The following is a 24,074-nucleotide window of genomic DNA, read 5'->3' on the forward strand; positions in this document are numbered from 1 at the left end:
GCAATATTGGAGTGATATGCAAGGCAGTTTGAAAAGATAAGGCCGGATCGGAAAATGGCACTTTTTATGTAGGTTTGCAAAAGGGATGCGCAGCACTATCATCATCACGTCAGTACTTTTCGCCGCGGTTATTGCAGCTGCGGTTTTCTATTTTTCGGACCTTGGCGGAGGCGGCCAGTCCAAACAGAAGGCGTTGGCCCTCATTCCTGACGATGCGGTTTTCTTAACCGCTTTTGATAACGACCCGGTGGTTGCAGAAATCTTTACAGGATTTGAACTTTTCCAAGCAGTTCTCGGCGACGATCATTACCGGCGCTTGACCTATATCCGGCAAACCATGCTGCGGCAAGAACAACTGGCTTCCCTCACCGCCGGACAGGAAATAGTGGTCGCTTTCCATGCAGGAGGATCAGGGATTGACTACCTGATAGCGCTGCCTGTTACCGAACGGCTTTCGCCACGGGCGCTATTTGAGGCCATCAGCGCTGCCGGCGCGGGTATCGAGCCGCAATGGGTGGATTCAGTGAACCGCAAAGTAATGCGCCTGCACCTGCCGGAAAACATACCGCCGCTCTATGTGACCGAAGTTGACGGTGTTTTATTGGCCAGTTTTTCCGAAGAACTGCTCGACAGAGCCGTCGACAAAAAAACACCTAAGCTGACAGCCGAAACTATTCAGCATTTCCGCCGTGGGAGCAACGAAAACGCCCCACTGACCTGGTACATCAACCACAACCGGCTGGGGAAACTGACCCATACGCTGACACGCGGCAAACCGGGCAACTTCCTTCGTCTGCTGGAGGGGATGACCGGTTTTTCGGCGCTGCACATGAACTTCAGAAGCGATGCGTTCATGTTCAGTGGCAACAGCGACCTTACGGCAGACACATCTGCTTATCTGTCGCTGTATGCGCAGCAACGCCCCGTCGAACAGTCCCTTAAAAACCTGCTCCCGGCCAACACAGCCATATACATTTCGTTTGGCATCTCCGATTTTGCTGCACTGCATGGAGGAATTGCCGACCTGCTTGCCCGCCGGGATGAGATCAGCCAAATACGCGAACAGCACCGGCTGATCCGGCAGTCGCCCGGCATGTCCATTCAGGGAGAGCTGCTTCCTGAATGGGGCAACGAGTTTGCCGTAGCCGAACTGTCCAACGGCGAGGAACTGGCAATCATTGAAGTGAGAGACTCGCTGTCGTTTGCCCGTACCATCCAGCGGATCAGCACACCTTATCCGCAGAATATGCACCGCCTCAACCACTCCAACCTGCTCTATTATAGTTTTGGCGACCCTTTGAAATCATTCACCCGTCCTTATTTTACCGTATTGGGCAATTATATGATTTGCGCTAACCATACACGAACGCTGCAGCAGTTTGAAGCGGAGTATACGGCTGGAAAAACGTTAGCCACCACACCTGGCTACCGTAACTTTGAAGCCATGCAGGCCAATAAAAGCAACTTTACCTTATTCGTGAGCAATGAAAATGCTGCCCGCACCATTGCGAGAGGCCTGAGGCCGAACTTCGAGGCAGCCTATACGGACGAGGCACACTATGGTTATCATAACTTCTATGGCTGGTCCGTACAAATGTCGGGAACAGGCAACGGTTTTTTTACCCACGTCTATGGGCAATACATTGCCGAAACAACGCCGGGAGCCACGCCGGCGTGGACCTTTACCCTGAACGGCCGGTTAAGCAGCGTTCCGGCGGTATTGGCTTATGACGACACCAGCAGGTTCATCCTTGCCCAAGATGCCAGCCATATCCTGCATGCCATTGCGGCAGACGGACAGAAACTTTGGAACGCCCAATTGCCCGGCCCCCTATTGGGTGAGATACACCAGTTGGCAGATAGCAGTATCGTGGTCACTACGGCGACGCGTCTGTACCGCTTTGACGTCCACGGCGACCCATTGCCGGGGTTTTCGCTGCCGTTGCCGTACCAAGCGAGCCACGGCGCAACGGTTTCTGAAAATGCGAACGACGTCCGTTTCTTTATTCCAGCCAAAAACCGCATCATGGCCTACGATGCCAGAGGCAAGCCCCTGCAGGGCTGGGAAAACAAGACCCTAACGGGTGCCATCTTGTTCGATCTGAAAACCGCCGACGTAGGAAACGTCAGCTACATCATCGCCGCAACAGATGCGGGGAGACGATACTTCTTCCAAGACAACGGCCGGCAGGTATCGGTGCAGGAAAATGGCGCGCCGGAGGCATGGCGCAATCCGGTAAGTGTCTATACGGCCGGAGGCCAGCCTGAACATGCTTGGACAGCCACTACCGACACTTCCGGCAGGCTCTTCGTTACGGCGTTTGACTTTGTTCAGTCTGACAAATCTGTAGGGCAGTGGACCACGCAGCACACGTTCGATGCCGTGAACATTGAGGGCGCGTCAACGCCAGAACTGGTCTTTACCGACGAAGGGCAGCTATCTGTATACCGTTATGAAGATGGCAGTCCTGTATATCACTATGATTTCAAGCGGCAACTTGCATCCCGCCCGCAATTTTTCAGGTTGGCCGATGGCACCCACCGCATCGGCATCGCCACCGGAGGAAACCAGTTGATCTATGTGTTCAACACCGATGGAACCGTGGTTAAGGGATTCCCTGTAAGCGGAAGCCCTTACTTTTATTACGGGTTGCTTAACGGCGGACAGCACGTATTGCTATGCAGTAAAAACGACCGAAACCTGTATTGTTACCGTTTTTGACACATTAATTCTTCAACCGTAGGTCCACCGTTTTTGATCCGGACAATGGACGCACGCCCATACCTGGACTATTGGTGTATTGCGCCGTAATGCGGAGCACGGTTTCCCCTTCATTCCCCTTCGCAGGTGGCCGGGCTACAATACTTCCCTTGGCGGGAGCCGATTTGCGCTTGTCCGACTCGTCATCGGCAAGCGACATAATCCACAGCGCGATTTGCCGCGCTTCAGCAGGCTTCATATCCGGGTGGGCGGGCATCGCTACCTCTCCCCACACGCCGGCACTGCCTTTAATGATTTTTTCCGCAAGGTAACCCGGTGCACTTGGCTGCGTTTTATATTTTTTGGCGACCTGCATATACGATGGGCCTACGCTCAGGTCATCCACTTTGTGGCATGACTGGCAGTCGGAGGCCATCATAAGACTTCTCCCAAGCACGATTTCCGATACCTGCTGATGACCCAACGATGCACCAGCTAAGTCCGTGCCCTTGACATAGTTGATGGCCACTACCAAGTTGGACGTATCCACGGGACGGCCGTGGTCATCTACTTTGACTTCGTATCCGATCGTTTCACCCGGCGTATAAAAACCGGTGGTATTGGTCAATACAATATCCACTGTCGGGTTATCATTTCCTGCGTAAACCGTCACCGGATTGCTTGTAACCCTGTTGCCCTTGGAATCTTCCACGGTTACGCTGATGGGATATTCGCCCATGGTGTTCAATGTATACGTAAGCTGCGGTTCAGTGGTTTGCTGCGTTACATCACCGATTTTCCATCTATAGGTAAGCTTATCATTTTCGTAATCGCTGGCTTCCACCGTGGCCTTCACCGTAAAGGGCACCCGGCCATTGCTTTTTTCAACAGCAATCGTGCCCACCTGCGGCGGCAGGTTGCCAGCGAGATAATCAATACGTGCAATTCCCGCATCGGGGTTCTTCGCAAACCATCCTTTGCCGTATTCCAGCACATAAAGCCTACCATCCCGCCCCACTTCCATGTCAATCGGGTTAGCAAACGGCTCTCCTTCCATAAACGGCTCCATCTTATCGAAATCACCGTTGGGCAGCATGGTCACTGCCTTGATCCATCCCCTAATCCAATCATAGATAAACAGCTTTCCTCCATAATAATCCGGATAGCGGGTCTGTTTCGGAAACATATCGGTATAATATACCGGGCCTGCCATTGCATTCCGGCCTCCGGTGCCTACCTGGGGGAAATCCGGCGAAGCGGCATACGGATACCAGATAAACGCGGGAAGGGCGGGAGGCAGTTCCTGCAACCCGGTATTGTTCGGCGAATGGTTTACCGGCCGTTCAGGATTAAACGGCTCGCCGGACCGGCCTGTAGCATAGTCAAATTCGCGATACGCATAATTGTCGCCCACAAACAAGGGCCAACCGAAAAATCCAGCTTCCCGCGCCTGGTTGATTTCATCATATCCCCGGGGGCCGCGTGTAGCTAAACTGTCATTGGCAGCATCGGGGCCCACTTCACCCCAGTAAAGGAACCCGGTTTTGGGATCTACGGAAATCCGGTAAGGATTGCGGTTTCCCATCACGTAAATCTCCGGACGGGTGCGCTCCTGCCCTTCGGCAAACAGGTTTCCCTCAGGGATTTCATAACGTCCATCCGGTAGTACTTTGATGCGCAACACTTTACCCCGTAAGTCATTGGTGTTGGCCGCAGACCGGCGGGCATCATACTGGGCATAACCGCGCCGGCCATCCAAGGGGGCAAATCCATGGTTTTTAAACCTGGATGGATCCGGCTGATCGAAAGGAGTCGCATTGTCGCCAGTCGATAAATACAGCAATCCATCGCCACCGAACGCAATGGACCCCCCGGTATGGCAACAGATCTGGCGCTGCGAATAAAACTGGAGAATGATCTGTTCCGTACTGGTATCCAGTGTATCATTTTTAAACACAAAGCGCGACAAACGGTTCACTGACGTATCAATTGGACTATAAAAGGCGTACAGGTAGTTATTTTTCTCAAAATCCGGATCCAGTGCCAGCCCCATGAAACCTTCCTCGGCGTTCACGTTCGGCACGCCCGATTGGTGGTAAACCTCCAGAAAACCGACCTGTTTCACCGATCGGCTTTGCCCGCTGTACAGCATCAGTTCACCACGTCGTTGAGCAACGAGAATATCAAAATTGGGCAATATGGCCATCTCCGTGGGTTCAAAAAGTTCGCCCTGAAGCAACTGGGTTTTCACAAAGCGCTGCCGCTCCGGCACCAAGGGGCTTTTCGCTTTCGCATAATTGAGTTTTCGGTTCTCCCCGATGGCATACTTGATTCCCCCGAGCAACATCTTCAACTGCAGCGAATCGGTAAATGACTCATCCGAATGACCAAATGCCGTAAAGAAAGCCCGCCCCCCGTCATAGTCATGATACCACACCATCGGGTGCTCATTGCCGTTTTCGCCTCCCTCGTAACTGTTTTCATCGACCGTGACAAGAACGTTGATATCCGGGTTGAGCTTCTTGAAGTTATACCATTCGTCATGGTATGAAAACACCGGGGGCATTCCTTGCGTAGCGGGGTGCATGGAATCCACCACATGGAACGTAGCTTCCTGCGGACGGGGATGGTTCTTGAAATAGCCCCCCACCAGTCGGCCATACCACCCCCAATCATACTCCGTATCGGACGCTGCATGAATCCCCACAAAACCGCCGCCGGCCTGAATATACCGTTCAAATGCCACTTCCTGATAGTGGTTAAGTACATCACCGGTCGTATTCAGGAAAATCACCGCCGAGTAGTTCGCCAGACTGTCTTCGTTGAACCAGTCTGCGTTGGTCGTAGTATCGACATCAAAACCATGTTCGGCAGCGAGTTTAATCAGAGCGGCATTGCCCGCGGGGATGGACTCATGGTAAAAGGCCGCTGTTTTGCTGAATACCAAAAGCCTTGGCTTACCGCTGCGTTTATTGCAACTACTTACCCCCATAACAATAGCCGCTGCCAAAAACAAAAAAAACGATTTAGTAACGACTATATTATAACTATTCTTCATGATACGGTTTGTCCATTTTATCTAAAATACAAAAATGAAAAAATTTACCAGAACTGGAGGACGAAATGTAAAATACTCGCTATAGGATAGCCGATTCCCAATTGTTTACAGAATCCGGGGGTTATTTCACTGCCAACGAAACATTGTGCATGGAAGAACGTGTGGAAGCAGCATATCATGACTTGGCGTTGGTGCTGGCCTGGCCCGACCAGACTGCCCGCGGTGATGAACGGTGGATGGCCATGCTTAAACAGGCAGGTATCGTAAAAAACCTCAATTTCAAGGTTGGTCATGCAGCCATTGTTTTGGTGCACCGTTCAACCGGTGCATTGCAGTATTATGACTTCGGACGGTACATCACTCCCCGCGGTTACGGGCGGGCGCGATCTGCGGCATCCGACCCGCGGCTTGAGCTTACCACGCTGGCGACTTTTAACACGCAGGGACATATCAGCAACCTACATGTCATTCTGGATGAACTTCACCAGAAAGAATACGCAACCCATGGAAAGGGCCGGCTCTTTTTTTCTGTTGCTGAGCGGATTTGCTACCGATCCGCTAACCGGTTCGCCCAACAGGTGGTAGAACGCGGCCCCATCAAGTACGGGGCTATCGCACCGGGCAACAACAGCTGTTCGCGTTTCGTGGCACAAATATTGTCTGCCGGTTTACCGGCAGGTACTCCGGCACGGAGGCGGATAAGCCTCCCGGAAACCATTAAACCGAGTCCTATGAGCAACGTTGTGAATGCATCGTCCGACAAAACGGTTTATTGTTTCCAAAAGGGAACATTATCTCCACGCAAGATGGGCCGCTTGCAGTCGCTGCGCTTCCAATGGAACCTTCTCCAACAGAATTTATCAGCTACTAAGGCAAGGGCGTTGCCATGCGATGACAACCCGGGAAATGTCGGCGAACCAGATAGGCCTTTAACCGTACCGGAGTCGGCTCAATGGCTTGGCGGTATCGGCGAGGGCGCGTGGTACGCACTGGAACGCGCTGCGGGGGGGCTGATGGTGGTAAAATATGCTGTAAGTGGCAGCGAAGATTACCGTATCAGCTGCGTTGCCAGTTGTCCGGTAAACGTAGACAAGCCTTACCGGTTCACTTATCATTGCCATCATCAGCAGCATACAATTGTCCAGAACAACAAACATATTGTCCTGACAACCCTATTCGATCACACTTGTAAACATACCCAGACCGCGTAAGCGGTGAAAAAATAAGATGAATTCATTATGGAATTAACCATTCTAAAATCAAAGATCCATACCGTAAAAGTGACAGAAGCGAATGTCGAGTATAATGGGTCTATCACGGTAGATGCCGATTTGTTAGATGCTGCGCAAATAAAGAAATACGAACAGGTATATATCAACAACGCGGTTAATGGCAGCCGCATCATGACCTATGTGCTTCCCGGAAAACGTGGCAGCGGCGAAGTATGCATGAACGGCGGTGCGGCACTGCATGCCAAGGTGGGCGATACGGTGCATATCCTCAGTTTCTGCACGGTCAGTGAGGAAGAAGCTGATCGGTACCGCCCCGTACTGGTGTTTACCAAGGGCGACAATCAGATTGATAAAGTGGATCGGTATGATTATTAAAAAACAACCGCCTCGAAATCGGGATTTTTTTCCGGCAGTTGGGCGGTATCCGGGCATATCCACTTATGAAAACGCTTACCTAAAAAACCATCCGGGTAACAGCTTCTCTGCGCCCTTTCTTACACGCCCTGCCTCTTCTATAGGTATCCAGCGGTAAGGCCAGCGCAGGCGAGTTCCGATAGCTGCCCAATTTCCCGCGGCAGCCAATAGTTTATCCAATGCCGGATTACTATAGCCCTGTTCTGCAAACGGAACGATATACTGGGAAAAAAATGTTTGTATGCGTTGTTCGATAGACAACGCTTCGTTTATATCTGTCTGCATCAACTGCCACCAATGCTGCGCCGCCCGTGGATTGATACACGCGACATTGGAATAAGCCCCGCTCGCAACTCCTTGATGCACGCCGGTAGCCAGATGGTGCCCCGGCACAAAAATAGCCACCTTATCCGATACAGGCCTCATCCGCCGGTACCAATCGTCATCGCCGTCTAGCAGCTTGATACTGATCAGGCTGGGTATCTCCGCCGCTAACGCAGCGTATTCTTCGGGCTGCAATACTTTTTTCGCGTGAGGCGGATTATAGAGCACCAGGGGAACAGGATCGGCTATTGCCGCCACCCGTTTCAGAAAAACCAACGCTTCATCGCTGTTTACCTTTACCCAATCCGGAAGAATAACCTGATACGCATCAGGATCGAGGTGTTTGGTCCGCCCGATACGTTCAATGGTAGTTGCAGGAACGGGATGCGACGCCCCAATCTGGAACAACACACCGCTTCGCCTGCACTTCTCCGCCAATAGCTGGCTCACCCGGTCAAACTCATCCTCGGTCTGTACATGGAACTCTCCCGCTGTGCCGTTGGAATAGATCCCATCAACCCCCGCTGCGGCCAAGGCATCAAGTTCATCCGATAACCTGTCAAAATCAATGGATTCATTTTCATTGATAGGCAACAACAATGTCCCCCAGTTTCCCCGGCAACGCGGGGCCGTTAACCTTTCACGCTCCATATCAGGATTCCCGCTTAACTTTAACAAAGATCAAGGACCACGTAGCCAACAGCAACAGGCCTGCCGCTATCATGTAAATAATAGCCAAATCGATCTGGGCATCCTTAAGGGCACCCCCTACATAAACCATCAGTCCGCCCACAATGGTACTCAAGAAATTTAACACCCCGTATGCCGTAGCGGCATAACGGCTGTCAGCCACCTGCCTGACCACCGGCATGAGGTTGGCGTCGCTGAATCCCCGTGCCATACCGAAGAAGAACAGTGCAACCACGGCTATCAGGAAAAGTGACGTCCACGACATCAGCATCAAAAACGGCGCTCCCACGGTAAACCCGATGAGGATAACCAAAATACGGCTCCGCGGATTGACCTTAGACCAACGGTCGGCCCAGATGCCGCCCAGCAATACGCCGATAAACGAACCTATCTGCGGATACAACGTGGCCGAGATTCCGGCCTCCCCCAGTCCCAGGGCAAAACGGTCTTTCAAGAACGTTGGCAGCCAAGCGTAAACCAGCCAGTTGGCTACCCCTAATACCACGAAGTAGAATAACACTATCAAGTAAGAGCGTTCGTTGACCAGCGACCGGACAGACGCCGAAAAACTGACCTGTTGAGACGGCTTTTCCTCCCTGACTGTCTCCGAGTCGGGTTCGGCCTTTCTATCGCGGAGGATAAAGAGCAGTGCCACCGCGTATAAACAGCCAAAGAAACCGAATACATGGAAACCATAACGCCACCCCCAGAGTTCAGCGATGTAACCGCCTACACCACCCAGCGCCAATCCGGTATATAATCCGCTGAAGTGTATACCCGTGGCTAATGAACGAGTCTTGCCGCGGTGATAGTCGGTGATCAAAGCAAGTCCCGCGGGAATATAGAACGCCTCGCTTATCCCCATGACAATACGGGCGGCTATCATTTCTTCGAAAGATGAAACCCAGCCGGTCCAGACGGTAGCGGCCGACCACACCATTACACTGAGAATGATCACATTCCGCCGGCTGTACTTGTCGGCCAGAAACCCGCCGAACGGACTGAAAATCCCGTATGACCAAAGGAACACCGATGTCAGCAAACCAAACTGGGCGTCGTCCAGCGTAAACTCGGCGACAATCGGATCGCGCATCGAGGTGATAAGAATCCGATCCAGGTAATTTAAAAATGCGATAAGCCAAAGCGCACCCACCAACAGCCATGGGTACCATGTTTTTGCAGTAATTCCTTTGCTAGCTAACGTATTCATTTCGTAGATGGTTTTACAGCCAACACCCTGTTTGTCCGCACGCCTGGGCGTGCCTCACCCGTCGGCAAGATCACCTCACCGTCCCAAACTACCAGCGGCGTGGTGACCGGTGCCCAAGTGCTGGCATTCGGATTGTTTTCAGCATCAGGCTGCTTATCAGTCAACACCGATCCGGCTTTGCGCCATCCGGCAGTTTCTTGGTCGTAAACCACTATCGCGGTATTGAACCCGGGATGCTCATCCTTCAGTATGCTGTTCTGATCGGCGAGACTTCCGTCGTCGCCGCCAAAAACAAGCAACTGTCCGCCTTCTGCATGGGCAGGTGATGGTGCGGCTGCCACCGCATGTGGCAGATCGCTGATTTTTTCCCATCCGCTATCCGGAAGGTAACGGAAGGCATCAGTCAGGTACTTGCGGCGGGCCAGTGAATCGCCCGTAGGTACTTCCAATAATACACCGCTCAAGAGGTAGAAAGCACCATCCATGGCCCCTGCCACACTCAGCATACGGGGATCGCCAGGCCAGGGATCCAGCTTCTTCCATTGCCTTTCTGCAGCCGGTTTTGACAAATCCAACGACCAAAAGGAGTGCTTACACGACTGGGCCTGCGGAGCATCCAACCCGCCGGCAATATACACTACATCGCCAATAAGGGCACCCGAAGCATATGCATTCGGCTCGGGTAGGTCGGGTAGTGTATCCGTAACCAGCTGGTCATCCGCGTAACGCAGTAGATAAGCATCACGGTAATGCTCCTGCTGATCGGCCCCGCCCAGCATAACCAATTGGTCCCGCCAAGTGAGCGATACACCATATCCCATCGGCTTAGGCAACCTTCCGATTTCCTTCCATTGTGCAGCGCCCTTTTCCAATGCGAAAATCCGGTCGCTCCAGTACTTTGTTCCGCCAGACCAGGGCCGTGTATTTTCAGGGAAATTTGATCCGCCCGCTACCAGCAAGTGGCCGCCGCTGATTCCGGAAAAAGCACCAGCAAATCCCACGGGATCGGGCAATTGCGGCAGTTGCCGCCAAGCAAAGTCCAACTCACCTTCCTGGTGGCAGGCCTGCGTCATGATGGTTAATGTCATTAATAAAAAAGGATTTCTGCTCATCATACTCTCTTTTCAACGGAACCGCGGCTGTCTTCCAATAATTCAAAAAAAGAAATAGCGTCCAATTCATTTTTCAGTTTGTCGGTCTGCTCCACGCTCAATGGCTCCAACGGCAGGCGGCACCGGCCCAGCTCGTAACCCAGCATACCCATGATGGCCCGCTGCGCCGGTATCGGCGGATACTTTACAAAGGCCCTGATCATGTCTACCAGTCTCAGCTGCAACCGCTGCGCCGTGGCCATATCACAAGCATTGTAAGCCTTAATCACCTCCTTATACAGGGGAGCAGCAAACGTATATGTACTCCCAATGGCACCTTTTGCACCCACGGCCAGTGCGCTGAGCAGTAATTCATCATAGCCGAACAACACGTCGAATTTACCATCGCCGTAGTTCAAGCACGCTTGGTATTCGTGAAGGGTGGATGCCGTGTACTTAATACCTGCCAAGTTCGGGATTTGACTTTCGCCAAGCCGCAGAAACTCCACCATATCCATGCCAACCCCTGTCAATGCAGGTATGTGATAGTAGTAAAACGGTGTATTAGGGGCCGCAGAAGCGATGGCCGCCATACACGCTACCAGGTTGCCCACCGATCCTGGTTTGAAATAAAACCCCGCAACGGCAGAAATTGCGTCAGCTCCAATCTGTTCCGCATGGAATGCCAGCCTACGGGCATCGGCAACCGATGTGTGGCCCACATGCACCAGCACCAACAGCCGTCCTTGGGCAGCCTTTATGTAAGCCTCGGCCACAGCCATCCGTTCCTCAACCGTCAGGTTCGGCCCCTCACCATTGGTACCACAGATAAATACCCCCTTTAATCCATCATCTACAAGTTTGTCGACCAATGTTGGTATTCCATTGAAGTCAACCGAACCATCTGCGTGAAAAGTTGAAAACGTGGCTGCTATAAGCCCATTAATTTTTGCCATGTTATTGTTTATAAATTATTTCAAAAAATGTTTTATCTTTCGGTAGCTGCTGCCTTATATTCTGTAGATTTTACCTGTGGGGGTTGTTCCATATCTGCAACATCGGCAGCATTCGTTGCAGGAATATGCGTTTTCAGTTCGGCTTTGACACCAGCGTAACGTTCATCCTCGGCCAGGTTTTCCCATTCATTTTCATCTACGGTATGATCATAAAGCTCTTCCGTGCCATCCACATATTGGATATAACGCCAGCGATCCGTACGTACCGCGTGGTTTCCAGCCATATACGTCATCAGTGCCAGCGGAAAATCTGTAGCCTCGGCATCGGGCAGTGCCCTACGCCAGTCCGATTTATTTCCGTAGATTCCCGTGCTGTGTGGACGCGTTCCGGTTAGCAGCGATACCCGTGAGGGATTACAAGCGGGCGACGAGCAATAAGCGTGTGTAAAAAAGGCTCCCTTAGCCGCCAATCGTTCCAGATGCGGGGTACGTATGGGGTTATCGGCATTGAAAAGCGTTATCCAGTCGTTCAGGTCGTCTACCGCAATGAACAGCACATTCGGTTTGCCAGACTGGCGGTCACTGCAACCCATCACGGTCAAGACTATAAAGACTGCCCCAAAAAGGCAGCGTTGTATTTTCGCCATTCGAGTATGATGTGCCATGTGTTATAATAGATCTTCCAAGATTACCCGCTTCAAGGCGAGCGACCACCCGTCTTTGAGATCGGTCTTAGTTTCGAACAAACAGTAAACTGTGCCGTCTGGCGCAACGGCAATATCGGAATAACCTGAAATGCCCTCGTGAATCACCTGCTTCACTCCCCAAGTCCTACCGCCGTCGTCGCTCAATTTCAACGTCAGATTCTGCCGGGGATGCTTGGTAATATGTTCGCTATCTGGATTCAGGAAGAGCAAGTAATCTTTACCCCCGTATTTGGCCGAAATAATGCTCGACATACAAATCGGCTCGAACAGTTCTTCATCATAGGCGGGTACAGTCCACCCTGAAATCCCATTTTTGCTGTAACTTACCCCCTTGCGCCTTTTGTCCGATTCATTTCGGATGCTCAACATTACCCGGCCGTCGGGCAGTTGCACGGCCATGGTTTCACTGGGGTTTTTAAAGCCCTCAGCATCGGGAACCATCGCCCCACGCCGCCAGGTCTTACCGTTATCATCACTGTAAATGGTGGCGATACGGGAAGGCCGATGACTGCGGTGCGGTTTGAGCTTGTCCGAGTCAGCCAGCCATACCGGCACCAGAAGCCGGCCGTTCTTCAACTGTATGCTATGTCCCGGTCCGGGGGCAAGCACCTTCCAATCGTATTCTTTTCTGAACGCCTCGAAAGCTGGGGTTATGTCCACCGGAGGCGCCCATGTAAGGCCATCGTCAGTCGACCGCGTGTAGTAGGCATAAGCATAATCGCGCTGGTATAAGAGGTGAATGGTGCCATCTTTCCCAACGATTGGCACCGGATTATCCGTCGGTTTACCGCCGGCCCGCGGTGCTACCACCTGAACAGCAGCCCATGTATTGCCGCCGTCCTCGCTCCTGCGGAGTAACAAATCCATGTCTGCCCAATCGCTTGCGCTCTCTATCCTGCCGGCGGCAAAAGCAAGGAGCGTCCCTTTCTGGGTTATCACCAAAGCCGGTATACGGGTAGACGAATATTCGCCCGGCACCGGATCAAAAACCCGGACAGCCTCCTGCCCTATTACTAATGTGCTAATCGTTGAAAACAGTAAATACGTCAAGAAAAACCTCATCATTCCTGCCCCCCATCTTCTTTTATCCATGCTAAGTTAAATTTATGAAAATCAATTGAATGCCGTCTGTTCATAGCCGTTCCGGCAGTGGGGCCACTATTATGTTCCACCAATGCCCCAATGTGGCCATCCGCTGTGGTAATCAGGCTTGAATATCCACCGAACCCTTGTTCACAGGTTTCAGAAGGAGCCAAATCGGGATACAACTGCCGTGATGTAGACCACGTTTCGCCGTCGTCATCGCTGATCCTGACGGTCATCCGGCACCGGAAAGGCATCCCGTCTCCTTCATCATTGGCCGCGTTCAGGAAAACAATACGGTTAGGCGACCAGGAATACCGAAGAATTGACGCCTGGCAGCGTGGATCAGGTAAATTCGCATCGGCCGTAAAGGCAGAGAAGCCGCCTGAAATGGTTCCTCTGGATACGTAACGGGCACGGTTGCTTGTCCACCTTGATAACACCGGACGGTCGTTACGCATCAGTAAACCACTGGCTAACTCGACTACGGTACCTTCAAACGTACCCTCGGGGATAACCTGGTATTTCCAGGTCAGCCCGTTATCATCACTGTAGATATTCCGTCCACCTGCCGGAATGATAAGGCGCCCGGCGTCAGGACCATGCTTAACCTGTATACCGATGCCTGGACCCATGGCGTCCCAGGTATAACCCGGCGGCAGTAGTACCTCCGTACGATCAACCGGCGTGCTCCAGGTCTCACCGTGGTCATCGCTGTGACTGGTAAACACCCGCCGCTGCCCCCAGCTGTCTATCGCCGCGTAATCCCTGCCCCCGAAACTGCCACCATGTTGACTGTGGCTATCGCTGTTCCATGAAAGAAAAAGCCATATCCTACCGGTATCCTCATCAGTCACTGCCGTAGGATTACCCCATGTGCCTTCTCCCTCATCCACCACTATACGCAGCGCTGACCAATGTTCTCCGTTGTCGTGGGATATTTTATAAACGAGGTCAATATCACCATAGTCCAGACTGGTATGCTTCCGCCCCTCCGCAAATGCAATAAGATTACCGTTGACGGCCCGTGCCAGACAAGGTATGCGGTAAGAATGGTAGCCTTCCTGTCCTTGGGTAAATAACCGTATTATTTCCAGCTCGGGGGCATCCTCCCCCTCTCCATCCGACACGTCGACTTGCGGGCGTTCAAACGGTGGTCCGCCAACCATACCGGTGTCCAATTCACTGCATCCAGACAAGCTGCCGGCACACCCGATACTTATCCATACACATGTTATCCAACTATTTATCATCATTTGTTTCATCGCTGCTTACTAATCAAATCAATTTATTTCCTATAAACCACAATACCTTCCCTGGGACTTTCAATGCCCCCTTCACCTACGATAATCACGGTTCCATCGGCCAAGGCGACCGCATCCATCGCGCCAATCGGAGCGGCATAAGTGCGATAAGCCATCCGGTTGAAGAGCGGCGCTCCCTGTCCAAATGACTGCCCTCCGTCGGTGCTTGAAAATATCATTGGTGTTACGCCATAAGCCGGACCGTTATAGGTCTGACTGTCCGATTCGCGGTTCGTCGGGGTAATCAGGTGTACCGATCCATCTCCGGATTTCACCGCAGCAGCGTGAAACATGTGCCCGAAATCGCCCGTCCCCACAACGGCGCTGATGTTGACCGGAGCAGTCCACGTTTCCCCGCCGTCGCTGCTATAAGCGACCAACCGGTTCCTTGGGGTCGTATTGGTGTGGCCCAGCACCATCATCAATCGGGAATCGTCAAGCTCAATGACGGCGCCGGACAGCCGGTTATTCCCGGCAATCGGCTGAGACAGACGCCATGACTGCCCTCCGTCGTCGGAAAGCGCGGCCCTGACCTGTGTACCACCATAAACAAGCGGCATTACCAGCCGATTCCTGTAAGCCGCTGAACGCAGTTCGATACCATGTCCCGGTCCGCTTCTTACGTATCCAGTATTCGTCACCAATTGATCGGTAATCTCTACCGGAGCCGACCAGGTTTGCCCGTTATCGGCCGACACTACCTGGTAAACCCGTTGCTGGCTTGCATCAAATACGTAGCTGTTGTTCTGAACATGTCCCGGCAACGCACTGTAGTGCAGTACAATGCGCCCTTCGCTCGTGGTCACCACCTGCGGAAAAGCATACGTCTGGTCGGACCCCTGCCCCGCAATCACAGCGATGGACTCATCCCAAGATGTTCCCTGCGATGACGACCGGCGCATGATGATATCGGTATCGCCGGCAGGCATGGTTTGCTGTGCAATACGTTCGGCAGCGGAACGGGGATTGGAGCGCCCTTCAGCAAAAAGAAGCAAATCACCATTCGCCGCCAGGGCCAGCGCCGGCGCCTGTATCCGGTTATACCCCTGTTCATATTCGTGCATGGCATAGTCAACCGTAAACGCATCGGAGCTCTCGATGTAATAATCATGTACTGTAATAAAGTTACGCCACGGTCTGATCTGTGGCGTGAAGTAAAAGAGGTCGCCCGGAAGCTTGAACTGAAAACAAAGCGTCCCGTTCACCTTCACATAGAACAGCGCATCGTGGATGACTACCTCAATATCCGCCGGAATACCCGGCACAATGACCTCATTGACTGTTGGCCATCCCTGATTAGGATCAACCGATGCCGTGGTGCCATACAGGTCGACGAAAAACATGGGCGCGATAGCCGACGCACCATCCATTCCCAGCACAAAGTTCTGCCCGGTCTCCCAGTTCACTCCCAAAAAGAGCCCAAAGGCTGTACCCGCGAAGGTACCTACCGTCAGCCGAGTATACATGTAGAAACTCTTACCCGGACCTACCGGCACAAAATATTTACTATGCACCCAATTGAACTGAAAGCTATTGGGATTGCCGCCGAAATGGTCGGCATTCGTAATGGGATAATAGTTACGGTGGGGAATCAGCCGCATACCGTTCGGTTCTTTCACCCAAGACAGCGTGTCGCCCGCCGCAAAAAAGTCAGTATACCCCTTGAATAGTATCTTATCGTAGTTCGGCTCCCCGTTTCGCATCAGCCAAACCCCCGCCTCGCGGTTCTCGTCGAAGGGAAAAGGCAGGCTGTCCGGCATCCGCTGTTCTTCCTCAAACGGTCCGGGAAAACCGAAGTGCTGCTCTTTGTAGCACCCCGAAAACAGCGTAACCAGCGCCAAGAAAAAAGACCATACACCGAGGAGCGTACGCCCATGGGCCGTATATTTATCTTTCCGGCCGCTTAATATTTCCATGTTCATTTGTTTGTTCATAGCAATTCACCTTTCTGACTACCCTATTACTTCCAGAGGAGCGGATCTACAGGAATATACCAGTTTTGTTCAAACCTTAGCTTCTCTTCTACCTGTTCGCGCATTCCCGCAGGATACTTGGATGCTACCTTCGCCGCCAGTTTATTCTCACCCGTGAGTTTAGACCACAGCATCAGATCATACCACCGTTTGCCTTCAAAAGCAAATTCCCTTGCCCGTTCCCGAAACAGCTGTTCCATCATAAATTCGCGGTTGGTGTAGTCGGTCTCCTGTGGCAACAGCGGAAGCAATCCTCTCGCCTCCCGAATCCGGTTCAGGAAATTAAAGGCCGAAGAGTAGTCATTCAGCATCAAATCTGCCAGTGCTTTGTACAAGTACGCATCGGCACTCCGGTACAGATGCCAGCTGGCATCGCTCTGGTAGGGTCGGCGCATGGATTGCACGTTATCCGTGCCGATATATTTCCAGATGACGGTATCCTGTCCAAAAACCTTATAGCTGAAACTCGTGCGGATATCGCCCCCTTCATGGGAAAAGACCGTATTGATCACGTGTGACACCGGTTTCAAATGATAGCGTCCCCCATCAGCCGCAAACGGCGACGTAAACTCCTGAAGGCGGTTGGTCTCAAAACTCCTATCGTATTGGTATCCCAGGAGAAACAATGAATGTTGGCCGGCATATGAACCGGTAAACTGGTTTATCCAGTTACCTGACGTTCCCAAACCGTGGTTATTGTTCAAAACAGGCGAATTGGCAAAGGCCGAAGCCGATTGGTATTCACCGAGCCATAGTGCAAGCTCCGTTGCAAACGTGGCTGCCATCGGTTGCGACACCCGCCCGTACCGCTCTTGTGCAGGCAAACTATTCCGGTTCCATTGGTAGTTAAGCGGCAGGATGCCCAGCACCGTAAGTACATCATTGTAAATCATTAACCACACCTCCTGCTTATTTTCCGGAAAACGGTATAAACCGCGAATCTCGTGGACAGACAGGGCCATGGTGGATCGGGATACAGTATCACCTTGTTCGTTCACGAAACGGATTTCCTCGGCATAGTCCGACCGGATAATCGGGAAACGATCAAACGTTCTTACCAACAGGTAATAACAATAAGCCCGTAGCAGCAACGCTTCACCGTAATAAGCTCCCGCATCTCGGTCAAGTATTTTATCGTCTACCTCCATAACATCGTATACGCGCTCCAACTGACGGTTACACCGGGCAATGGTCTGGTATATCCCTGAATAGTCGGTATACGGGTTGTTCACGGTCACATTATTCAACACGAACTCGTTAATATACGGATCCGGCTCGGCTTGTCCCGTCGTTACCATATCGGCCCGGGCGTCGCCCCAAAGCAAAAATTTGTGCACCTCTTTTGTCAGCGACTCGTACATTCCAATGGCGGCCGCATTCAGGTCTTCCCGGTTTTTATAGAATTCATCTTCCTTTACCGCATTATACGGATCAACGTCAAAGAAATCTGAACACCCTGACAGGGCAAAGGCAATCCACAATAATCGTTTCATAGCTGATTTCATGCTAACATAACTAAGGTTAAAGCGACAATTTAATCCCCATCACAAACGTTTTGGGCAGCGGCGAAGCGCCAAAATCTATTCCCCGCATCAACGGATCGCTGAAGGAGACCACTTCCGGATCCATTCCGCTGTAGTTGGAAACCGTCAGCAGATTTTCACCGGTAACAAACAGTTTCATTCCTCTCAAGAAACGCAGGTGCGAACGCGTATTGATATCATAGCTTACCGTTACGTACTTCAATCGCATATATCCGCCATCTTCTACCCATAGGTCAGACGCAGCGCCGTTTGCCGAAGGATCACCGTACGCAGCCCGGCTTAGCCCATTGCCTTGCTCGGTAGCCGATTTCCACCTACCGGCCACGTTTGGAGATTGGTTTGAATAATCGCTCATCATATGCATACGCTGCCTGAAACTGTTATAGATGTCCTGCCCGTATGCATAAGAAAACTGCGCGCTTACGGAGAGCCGCTGCCATCCCACAGTGGTGCCGAACCCGCCGAACACCTTGGGAAGGGCCGAACCGATGACCTGTTTATCCAGTTCATTGATTTTGGAGTCGCCGTTCAGGTCGTCCATGATGTAATCACCGGGTCTATAGTTGGTGCCATCAGCTTTTTGCAGGTAAACATCTTCCGCAGTGCCGAACACCCCCAATACACGGTATCCATAGAAACTCGCCATGGGCTGTCCGGGTAAAGCAACCCCGCCTACACTTCCCAGTGTTTTGATAATATTGCCGTTGCCCAGTGATTCCACCCGGGTATTCAACGTTGACAGGTTGCCGAACACCGACCAAGTAAGCCGATCGGCATCGGACAGGATATTCACATTCAGCGCCAGTTCAAGACCATGGGAATACAGGACACCGCGGTTCTCGAACTGAGGCCCCAACCCAATCTCTATCGGAACGGCTTTGGACGTGATGAGGTCATGCGTACGCTTGAAATAGTATCCCGCATCCAAGGTGGCCCGGCTGCGGAACAAGTCTACAACGAGCCCCCCATCTACAGTATTGGTGATTTCAGGCCCGATACCGGGATTGGCGACATTGCCAAGGTAAGTACCGCCATAGCCGAAGTAACCAACGGGGTAATAGAGGTTATAATGATAGAACCCCCGGACATCATGATTGCCGCTAAGCCCCCAAGATGCACGCAACCGCGCTTGATGGGGAGTGTTCCGTTGCAACAGATCCACAGCAGCACTTACTCCCGGATATACGTTCCACCGTCCGCGCGGCCCAAAGTTGGATGAACCTTCCAAGCTCACACTGGCGGAAAGGGTGGCTCTTTCCAAAATCCGGACGTCACCGTTTAGGTAAAACCGCATCAGGTTCGACTGGAACTTTGTGTTGGAGGCACTGTCCACCACGCCCTGCTCCAGCGTTTCGTAGTCATCCGTACCGGCATTGACCTTCCGGGCATAAACAGCTTTTTCCTCAAATAGCTCCACCCAAGCACCTGCACGGCCGGTATAGCGCGCCCAATCGCCCAGCGTACCGTTCCGATCCAGATGCGTATTCCACAGCAACGTAAACTCGCTGGACGACCGTTGCACATTCTGGCGGATGCGGTGCCTATCGTTTACGATACCCAGCGATGGCCGGTATTGCTTTTCTTTCAGGTTAAAATAGTTCACCGCCATGACCGACGTTAATGACGTGCGCTCACCTGCCTCCCATGTTGCACTGATGGAACCGTCTACCCGGTTCTCCTCATTATCATTAGCCATGTTGTTTGCAAGCGCCCAGGGGTTACTTTTTCCAAGTACATCCACATCAGCGAGCAGGTTGGTCAACTGTTGCTCATCATTGTAAGCGTAGCGCCCCATAAACGGGGCTTTCGTGGCAGCAACGTAAATGGGATGCACATCCCAGTTACTTCCCTGTTCGAGATAACCCGCCATACTGTTCGCATACGAAAGGTTATTGGTAATTTTGAACTTCTGCGAGAGCTGGTAATCCAGGTTGAAGCGCATGCTGATGCGCTGCATATCAGTACCCACCAATGTCCCTTGCTTATCCGTATACCCAAGGCTGAACAGATAGTTTGCGTCGGCGTCGCCGCCTTTCAGTTTCAGGTGATAATCATTGAACGAAGCCGTTCTGGTAATCATGTCTACCCAGTCTGTATGATAGGCGTATTGCGGCAATGCTGCATCGAATAAGGGGTTGGCAGCCAACTCGGTCTCAGGGACACCATTCTCGCGCATATAGTCCCAAAGGTAGCGTTTGAAGCCGTCTGCGCCCATGCGGTCTATGCGATATCCCGCACGGGACACCCCGTAATTGGCGATGAAATCGATCTGTGTGCCGCCGAACTCCCCGCGTTCGGTAACCACGTAAACTGCGCCGTTGGCTCCTCTTCCCCCAATTGCAGCCAGCTCTTCCCCTCCAGCGGCCACGTGGATGGCAGCGATGTCATGCGGGTTGACAAAACCAAAGCGGGTGGGTTCAAACGTGGAAAGGAACGAAGGCAACGCCCGGTTATACCGTACAGGCACGCCATCTACGAATATCTGCGGTGTAGCATTCAGATTGATGCTGTGTATACCCCTAATCATCAGCTGAGGCGCCGAACCGACCACCCCCGACTCCGTGACATGAACCCTTGCGTTGCCCGGAAGCAATTCCGCAAAAGAAACCGCATCGCTCTGAACGGGCATACGCACCTGCGTGGCAGCAGCCATTGCGCTATCCCGGAGCACAGCCGCATCCCCGGTATCCACAATCTGTCCTGAAGCCGGATGCGCGGCATGGCCCAACACCGCCAATGCAACCAAACCGCTATATAAATATTTCATTGAGATATCCATTTCATGCATTCATTTTAGTTTATCGGAATCAGCTCCAAGATGTCCATCAGTAAATCACAGCAGTAGCTGGGGTTCGGATTGGAGCCAAACCCGGTAAAGGCAAAATACAAGGTCACATCACCCCGCTCCTCTACGTTAATATCGCCGCAGTAATTATACACGAGGTAATCCCACTCCTCAAAAGTCCCATCCTGCCTGCTCATGACAATATCTTCCTTCACAATCTCGTCGTTGTAGATAGTGAGATACCTTCCCCGCGCTGCACCGGCGCGGTGCATGATGCGAATCCGGTAGTTCCCTGTAGGTACATCGGGCACCGTCATCCAGAAGTAGTCGCCCACCTGGGTGGCGTCGAACTGGGTGATCCGGAATTCCTGGTTCTGGTGATAACTGCGGGTGCCGGTATTGAGGAGGATACGTGCAGGAGGCTGGGTAAATACATTCTGCGCACCGTAAGGACTTCCCGGGGGATACAGATTAAGGCGGATGGTGGTAGGCCGGGCCTCCACGATTTCCAGCAGCGTGTCCAGTGTATGATAAATGCCGTTGCTGCAAACTTTATCAATACCGAAATCCCGCGACTGGTTGAAGCGATAGTCGAAATTCACGTAGTATTGTCCAAACTCATCGACCTGGAAACTCAGCGCCTCGTCCGGATACAGCGAGTAAAACCGCTGCGCCGTCAACAGGTTCAGAAAATAGCCCGAATCGGGAATGATGTGATACTTGAGCCAATCCTCAGTGTTTTCAATCGCGTCTATCGAAAAACCGCTGCGCTGCAACGCATCGTCACTTTCAATCAATAACGTCACCGTACTATCTTTGAGGTAATCGTCATATCCGTGCGCCTCCATCAGCCCCAGCATGATGCTGTATTTCCCCGACGCTTTCAGGGCATCATAAATACTCTTCGTCGGCGGCAACAGCACATCGTCCACGATATTCACATAGCCGTTCGTCAGTTCGATGTTATACTCCTTGATCGTTGCCCTGTTGTTCAGCCGGATAGCCGCGTAAGATTCGCTGATATCAGCCAAGATATACTTTTCACGGTAAACCGTGGGATAAGGTAACGGCCCATGGGCAAACTCGTTCGTGTTAACCTTACGGTCCAATAGATGATACCGGAAATAGTCGAGCCAGAATTCAGGAGTTGCATCAGCGATGGATCGAATAGCCTGCCCCTCTTCGCTCAACTCCGTAAACAGCCGCTGGAAGGCCTCATTGCTGGGGACGAACACCGTGTAAGCTCCCGCCGTTTTCAACAGATTACGCTGCCCCACGGCGTCAACCAGTTGCCGGAAAACACTCAAGTCTTCGCGACTATCTATGTAGTCCATAATCTGCAACTGATCCGTGCTGTCGTATCGCGCGCCGGACAGTTCCTTTTCGCAACCCTGCATGCCTACCAAAAGGCATAATGCCGATAATATATATAAGCGTATCATGGTTAAATGCTTTTATTTGTTTCTATAAAACGGCTTCTGGTCCAATTGTGGATTGTTCTCTACCTCCGTGAGGTGATACGGGAGGAACCAGCTTTCCTTGTCCAGCAGCCTGGCGCGAATAACCTGGTATGACCTTCCCATCGAGTTATTCGTGGCTGACTTTTCCAGCAGCACCCCTTCGTACCCCGGTCGGCGGCCGATGCGCACCGCAGCGAACCATTCTTTACCCTCAAAACCGAGTTCAAACTCCCGCTCCATCAGCAACCTTGCCATAAACTCGGTTCCTTCGCCGCTCTCACCCGGCAATAACGGAGGAATGTTGCAACGTTCGCGAACGATGTTAATGAGTTGCTCGGCCTCGGGATACCGGTTAAGCATGGCATAGGCTTCAGCTTTCATAAATAGCACTTCCCTATACCGGTAGAAGATGTAATTCGCCGTACGGGCATTACCCGGCCGGTAGGACACCTGGTAAGGAGCTGTCCCGATAAACTTATAAATTTCTGCTGCGGCTCCGTAACCGTTGCTGATACCGCTGGCACCCAGCATGGCAAACGACCTAAGCCGGATGGTATCGGAGGTCACATATCCCGGCAATACCGGAGGGTACAATATCTCCTGGGCATTGACAGAAAGATTGGCCGAATTGGCAAGGTAACGCTCCCCGTTGGTATCGCCCCTGGAAGCATATGCAAACCAGTTGTACAATGGCGATACCGGCCCCAGCTGGCTATACTGATATTCAAAAATACTTTCGTTGGAATTACCCGGATTGAAGATCGTATACCACGCCAGGGGCCCCACCAGCGAACCGGCATATTGCGCCTCCAACTGCTCACACAGGGTTATGCAGCCCGCATAATCATTACGCCAGAGCTTCACGTCGGCCCATAATGCCCGTACCGCATTCTTGGTTATCCGGCCAAACCTGTTACTCACATTATCAAAGCCCTCCGGAGCGTCATCCAGTGCCCGCTGAAGATCGCTTTCAATGAAATCGAGCACAGCTTCTTCCGAAGACGGCGAAGTATCGAATTTCTGATTATCAGATTCATAAGGCTCATTAATGATAGGCACCTCTTTGAATGCCCGCACGAGGTAAAAGTAGTTCAACGCCCGCAATGCATGGGCCTCCCCCATCATCGACCGGAGCTCGGCCGGGCTGAATGTATTATCGCGATCCAAAGCCGAAGGCGCGTTCTTGATGAACGAATTGATCCAGGTAATCGAGCGGTATACCGAAGCCCAGGAAAGCAATCCGTTGGTTGGATAGATATCATGCGACATGAACTGTCCGTATGAATTGTTGAATGCGTCGCCGGTTCCCGGCGCATACGCGCTCGAACGGACGTCACCCCAAACATGATAGCTGTTCAGGTTACTGTGCAGGGACGTGTATAATCCGATGAGGGAAGAATACACCTGATCCCGGTTCTGCCAGAATTCATCGTGCACCAGGTTGTCAGGCACATCAACGTCCAGGATACTGTCGCATGAGGTGATTAGCACCATGCACAGCCCGAGGATACCGTATTTTATTTTCGCTGTCATCATCTTCGT

16 protein-coding genes are annotated in these 24,074 nt (G+C 52.1%); 3 read left to right on the forward strand and 13 right to left on the reverse strand.

The window, feature by feature from the left end:
- Window positions 1–85 precede the first annotated feature (85 nt).
- Window positions 86–2,722: a PQQ-binding-like beta-propeller repeat protein gene (locus BM030_RS13575; RefSeq protein WP_090974147.1), complete on the forward strand. Its 2,637-nt coding sequence runs from the start codon at window positions 86–88 to the stop codon at window positions 2,720–2,722.
- Between the two features lie 4 nt (window positions 2,723–2,726).
- Here the strand turns inward: BM030_RS13575 and BM030_RS13580 are convergent, their stop codons facing one another.
- On the reverse strand, window positions 2,727–5,759 hold the full coding sequence (locus BM030_RS13580) for a ThuA domain-containing protein (protein WP_090974148.1): 3,033 nt from the start codon (window positions 5,757–5,759) through the stop codon (window positions 2,727–2,729).
- 149 nt (window positions 5,760–5,908) lie between these two features.
- Between BM030_RS13580 and BM030_RS13585 the strand changes: the two genes are divergently transcribed.
- Both BM030_RS13585 and panD read left to right on the forward strand, forming a co-directional pair.
- A complete protein-coding gene (locus BM030_RS13585) occupies window positions 5,909–6,970 on the forward strand; it encodes a DUF6695 family protein (protein ID WP_090974149.1) in 1,062 nt (353 codons plus the stop codon).
- A gap of 27 nt (window positions 6,971–6,997) precedes the next feature.
- Complete coding sequence (panD, locus tag BM030_RS13590; protein WP_090974150.1) at window positions 6,998–7,366, forward strand: aspartate 1-decarboxylase; 369 nt, start codon at window positions 6,998–7,000, stop codon at window positions 7,364–7,366.
- Window positions 7,367–7,441: 75 nt separating this feature from the next.
- On the opposite strand, the gene BM030_RS13595 is transcribed toward panD, so the two are convergent.
- The 12 genes from BM030_RS13595 to BM030_RS13650 all read right to left on the reverse strand — a co-directional run bounded on the left by BM030_RS13595 (window position 7,442) and on the right by BM030_RS13650 (window position 24,068).
- The gene (locus BM030_RS13595; RefSeq protein WP_090974151.1) at window positions 7,442–8,380 is read right to left on the reverse strand and encodes a dihydrodipicolinate synthase family protein; all 939 of its coding nucleotides are present in this window, start codon (window positions 8,378–8,380) and stop codon (window positions 7,442–7,444) included.
- 1 nt (window position 8,381) lies between these two features.
- Window positions 8,382–9,629: an MFS transporter gene (locus tag BM030_RS13600; protein WP_090974152.1), complete on the reverse strand. Its 1,248-nt coding sequence runs from the start codon at window positions 9,627–9,629 to the stop codon at window positions 8,382–8,384.
- On the reverse strand, window positions 9,626–10,717 hold the full coding sequence (locus BM030_RS13605; protein ID WP_170845736.1) for an FBX42 beta-propeller domain-containing protein: 1,092 nt from the start codon (window positions 10,715–10,717) through the stop codon (window positions 9,626–9,628). The genes BM030_RS13600 and BM030_RS13605 overlap by 4 nt, the downstream gene beginning before the upstream one ends.
- Before the next feature lie 23 nt (window positions 10,718–10,740).
- Window positions 10,741–11,676 carry a dihydrodipicolinate synthase family protein gene (locus tag BM030_RS13610; RefSeq protein ID WP_090974154.1) on the reverse strand — a complete coding sequence of 312 codons (936 nt, stop codon included), beginning with the start codon at window positions 11,674–11,676 and terminating at the stop codon, window positions 10,741–10,743.
- 32 nt (window positions 11,677–11,708) lie between these two features.
- Window positions 11,709–12,269, reverse strand: coding sequence for a sulfatase-like hydrolase/transferase (locus BM030_RS13615; RefSeq protein WP_170845737.1), 561 nt, complete (start codon window positions 12,267–12,269; stop codon window positions 11,709–11,711).
- Window positions 12,270–12,344: 75 nt separating this feature from the next.
- Window positions 12,345–13,475 carry a sialidase family protein gene (locus tag BM030_RS13620; protein WP_090974156.1) on the reverse strand — a complete coding sequence of 377 codons (1,131 nt, stop codon included), beginning with the start codon at window positions 13,473–13,475 and terminating at the stop codon, window positions 12,345–12,347.
- Window positions 13,445–14,722 carry a sialidase family protein gene (locus BM030_RS13625; RefSeq protein ID WP_170845738.1) on the reverse strand — a complete coding sequence of 426 codons (1,278 nt, stop codon included), beginning with the start codon at window positions 14,720–14,722 and terminating at the stop codon, window positions 13,445–13,447. The genes BM030_RS13620 and BM030_RS13625 overlap by 31 nt, the downstream gene beginning before the upstream one ends.
- Window positions 14,723–14,754: 32 nt before the next feature.
- Window positions 14,755–16,686 carry a sialidase family protein gene (locus tag BM030_RS13630; RefSeq protein WP_211657607.1) on the reverse strand — a complete coding sequence of 644 codons (1,932 nt, stop codon included), beginning with the start codon at window positions 16,684–16,686 and terminating at the stop codon, window positions 14,755–14,757.
- A gap of 44 nt (window positions 16,687–16,730) precedes the next feature.
- The gene (locus tag BM030_RS13635) at window positions 16,731–18,236 is read right to left on the reverse strand and encodes a RagB/SusD family nutrient uptake outer membrane protein (RefSeq protein ID WP_244518942.1); all 1,506 of its coding nucleotides are present in this window, start codon (window positions 18,234–18,236) and stop codon (window positions 16,731–16,733) included.
- Between the two features lie 28 nt (window positions 18,237–18,264).
- Window positions 18,265–21,054 (reverse strand): SusC/RagA family TonB-linked outer membrane protein, encoded by a 2,790-nt coding sequence (locus BM030_RS13640; RefSeq protein ID WP_170845739.1) that lies wholly within the window; start codon window positions 21,052–21,054, stop codon window positions 18,265–18,267.
- Between the two features lie 26 nt (window positions 21,055–21,080).
- Entirely contained in the window at window positions 21,081–22,514 is a 1,434-nt protein-coding gene (locus BM030_RS13645; protein WP_090974161.1) for a fasciclin domain-containing protein, read from the reverse strand.
- Between the two features lie 12 nt (window positions 22,515–22,526).
- Complete coding sequence (locus BM030_RS13650; protein ID WP_244518944.1) at window positions 22,527–24,068, reverse strand: RagB/SusD family nutrient uptake outer membrane protein; 1,542 nt, start codon at window positions 24,066–24,068, stop codon at window positions 22,527–22,529.
- Between the last annotated feature and the right edge of the window lie 6 nt (window positions 24,069–24,074).

The sequence above is a fragment of the Parapedobacter composti genome, assembly GCF_900112315.1.
Taxonomy (GTDB): domain Bacteria; phylum Bacteroidota; class Bacteroidia; order Sphingobacteriales; family Sphingobacteriaceae; genus Parapedobacter; species Parapedobacter composti.

Coding starts and splice junctions, on each gene's coding strand:
- BM030_RS13585 (WP_090974149.1), top strand. CDS start 5,909: ATGGAAGAACGTGTGGAAGCAGCATATCATGACTTGGCGTTGGTGCTG.
- BM030_RS13615 (WP_170845737.1), bottom strand. CDS start 12,269: ATGGGTTGCAGTGACCGCCAGTCTGGCAAACCGAATGTGCTGTTCATT.
- BM030_RS13625 (WP_170845738.1), bottom strand. CDS start 14,722: ATGATGATAAATAGTTGGATAACATGTGTATGGATAAGTATCGGGTGT.
- BM030_RS13595 (WP_090974151.1), bottom strand. CDS start 8,380: ATGGAGCGTGAAAGGTTAACGGCCCCGCGTTGCCGGGGAAACTGGGGG.
- BM030_RS13600 (WP_090974152.1), bottom strand. CDS start 9,629: ATGAATACGTTAGCTAGCAAAGGAATTACTGCAAAAACATGGTACCCA.
- BM030_RS13610 (WP_090974154.1), bottom strand. CDS start 11,676: ATGGCAAAAATTAATGGGCTTATAGCAGCCACGTTTTCAACTTTTCAC.
- BM030_RS13575 (WP_090974147.1), top strand. CDS start 86: ATGCGCAGCACTATCATCATCACGTCAGTACTTTTCGCCGCGGTTATT.
- panD (WP_090974150.1), top strand. CDS start 6,998: ATGGAATTAACCATTCTAAAATCAAAGATCCATACCGTAAAAGTGACA.
- BM030_RS13620 (WP_090974156.1), bottom strand. CDS start 13,475: ATGGATAAAAGAAGATGGGGGGCAGGAATGATGAGGTTTTTCTTGACG.
- BM030_RS13640 (WP_170845739.1), bottom strand. CDS start 21,054: ATGAAATATTTATATAGCGGTTTGGTTGCATTGGCGGTGTTGGGCCAT.
- BM030_RS13645 (WP_090974161.1), bottom strand. CDS start 22,514: ATGATACGCTTATATATATTATCGGCATTATGCCTTTTGGTAGGCATG.
- BM030_RS13605 (WP_170845736.1), bottom strand. CDS start 10,717: ATGACATTAACCATCATGACGCAGGCCTGCCACCAGGAAGGTGAGTTG.
- BM030_RS13580 (WP_090974148.1), bottom strand. CDS start 5,759: ATGAAGAATAGTTATAATATAGTCGTTACTAAATCGTTTTTTTTGTTT.
- BM030_RS13635 (WP_244518942.1), bottom strand. CDS start 18,236: ATGAAACGATTATTGTGGATTGCCTTTGCCCTGTCAGGGTGTTCAGAT.
- BM030_RS13650 (WP_244518944.1), bottom strand. CDS start 24,068: ATGATGACAGCGAAAATAAAATACGGTATCCTCGGGCTGTGCATGGTG.
- BM030_RS13630 (WP_211657607.1), bottom strand. CDS start 16,686: ATGGAAATATTAAGCGGCCGGAAAGATAAATATACGGCCCATGGGCGT.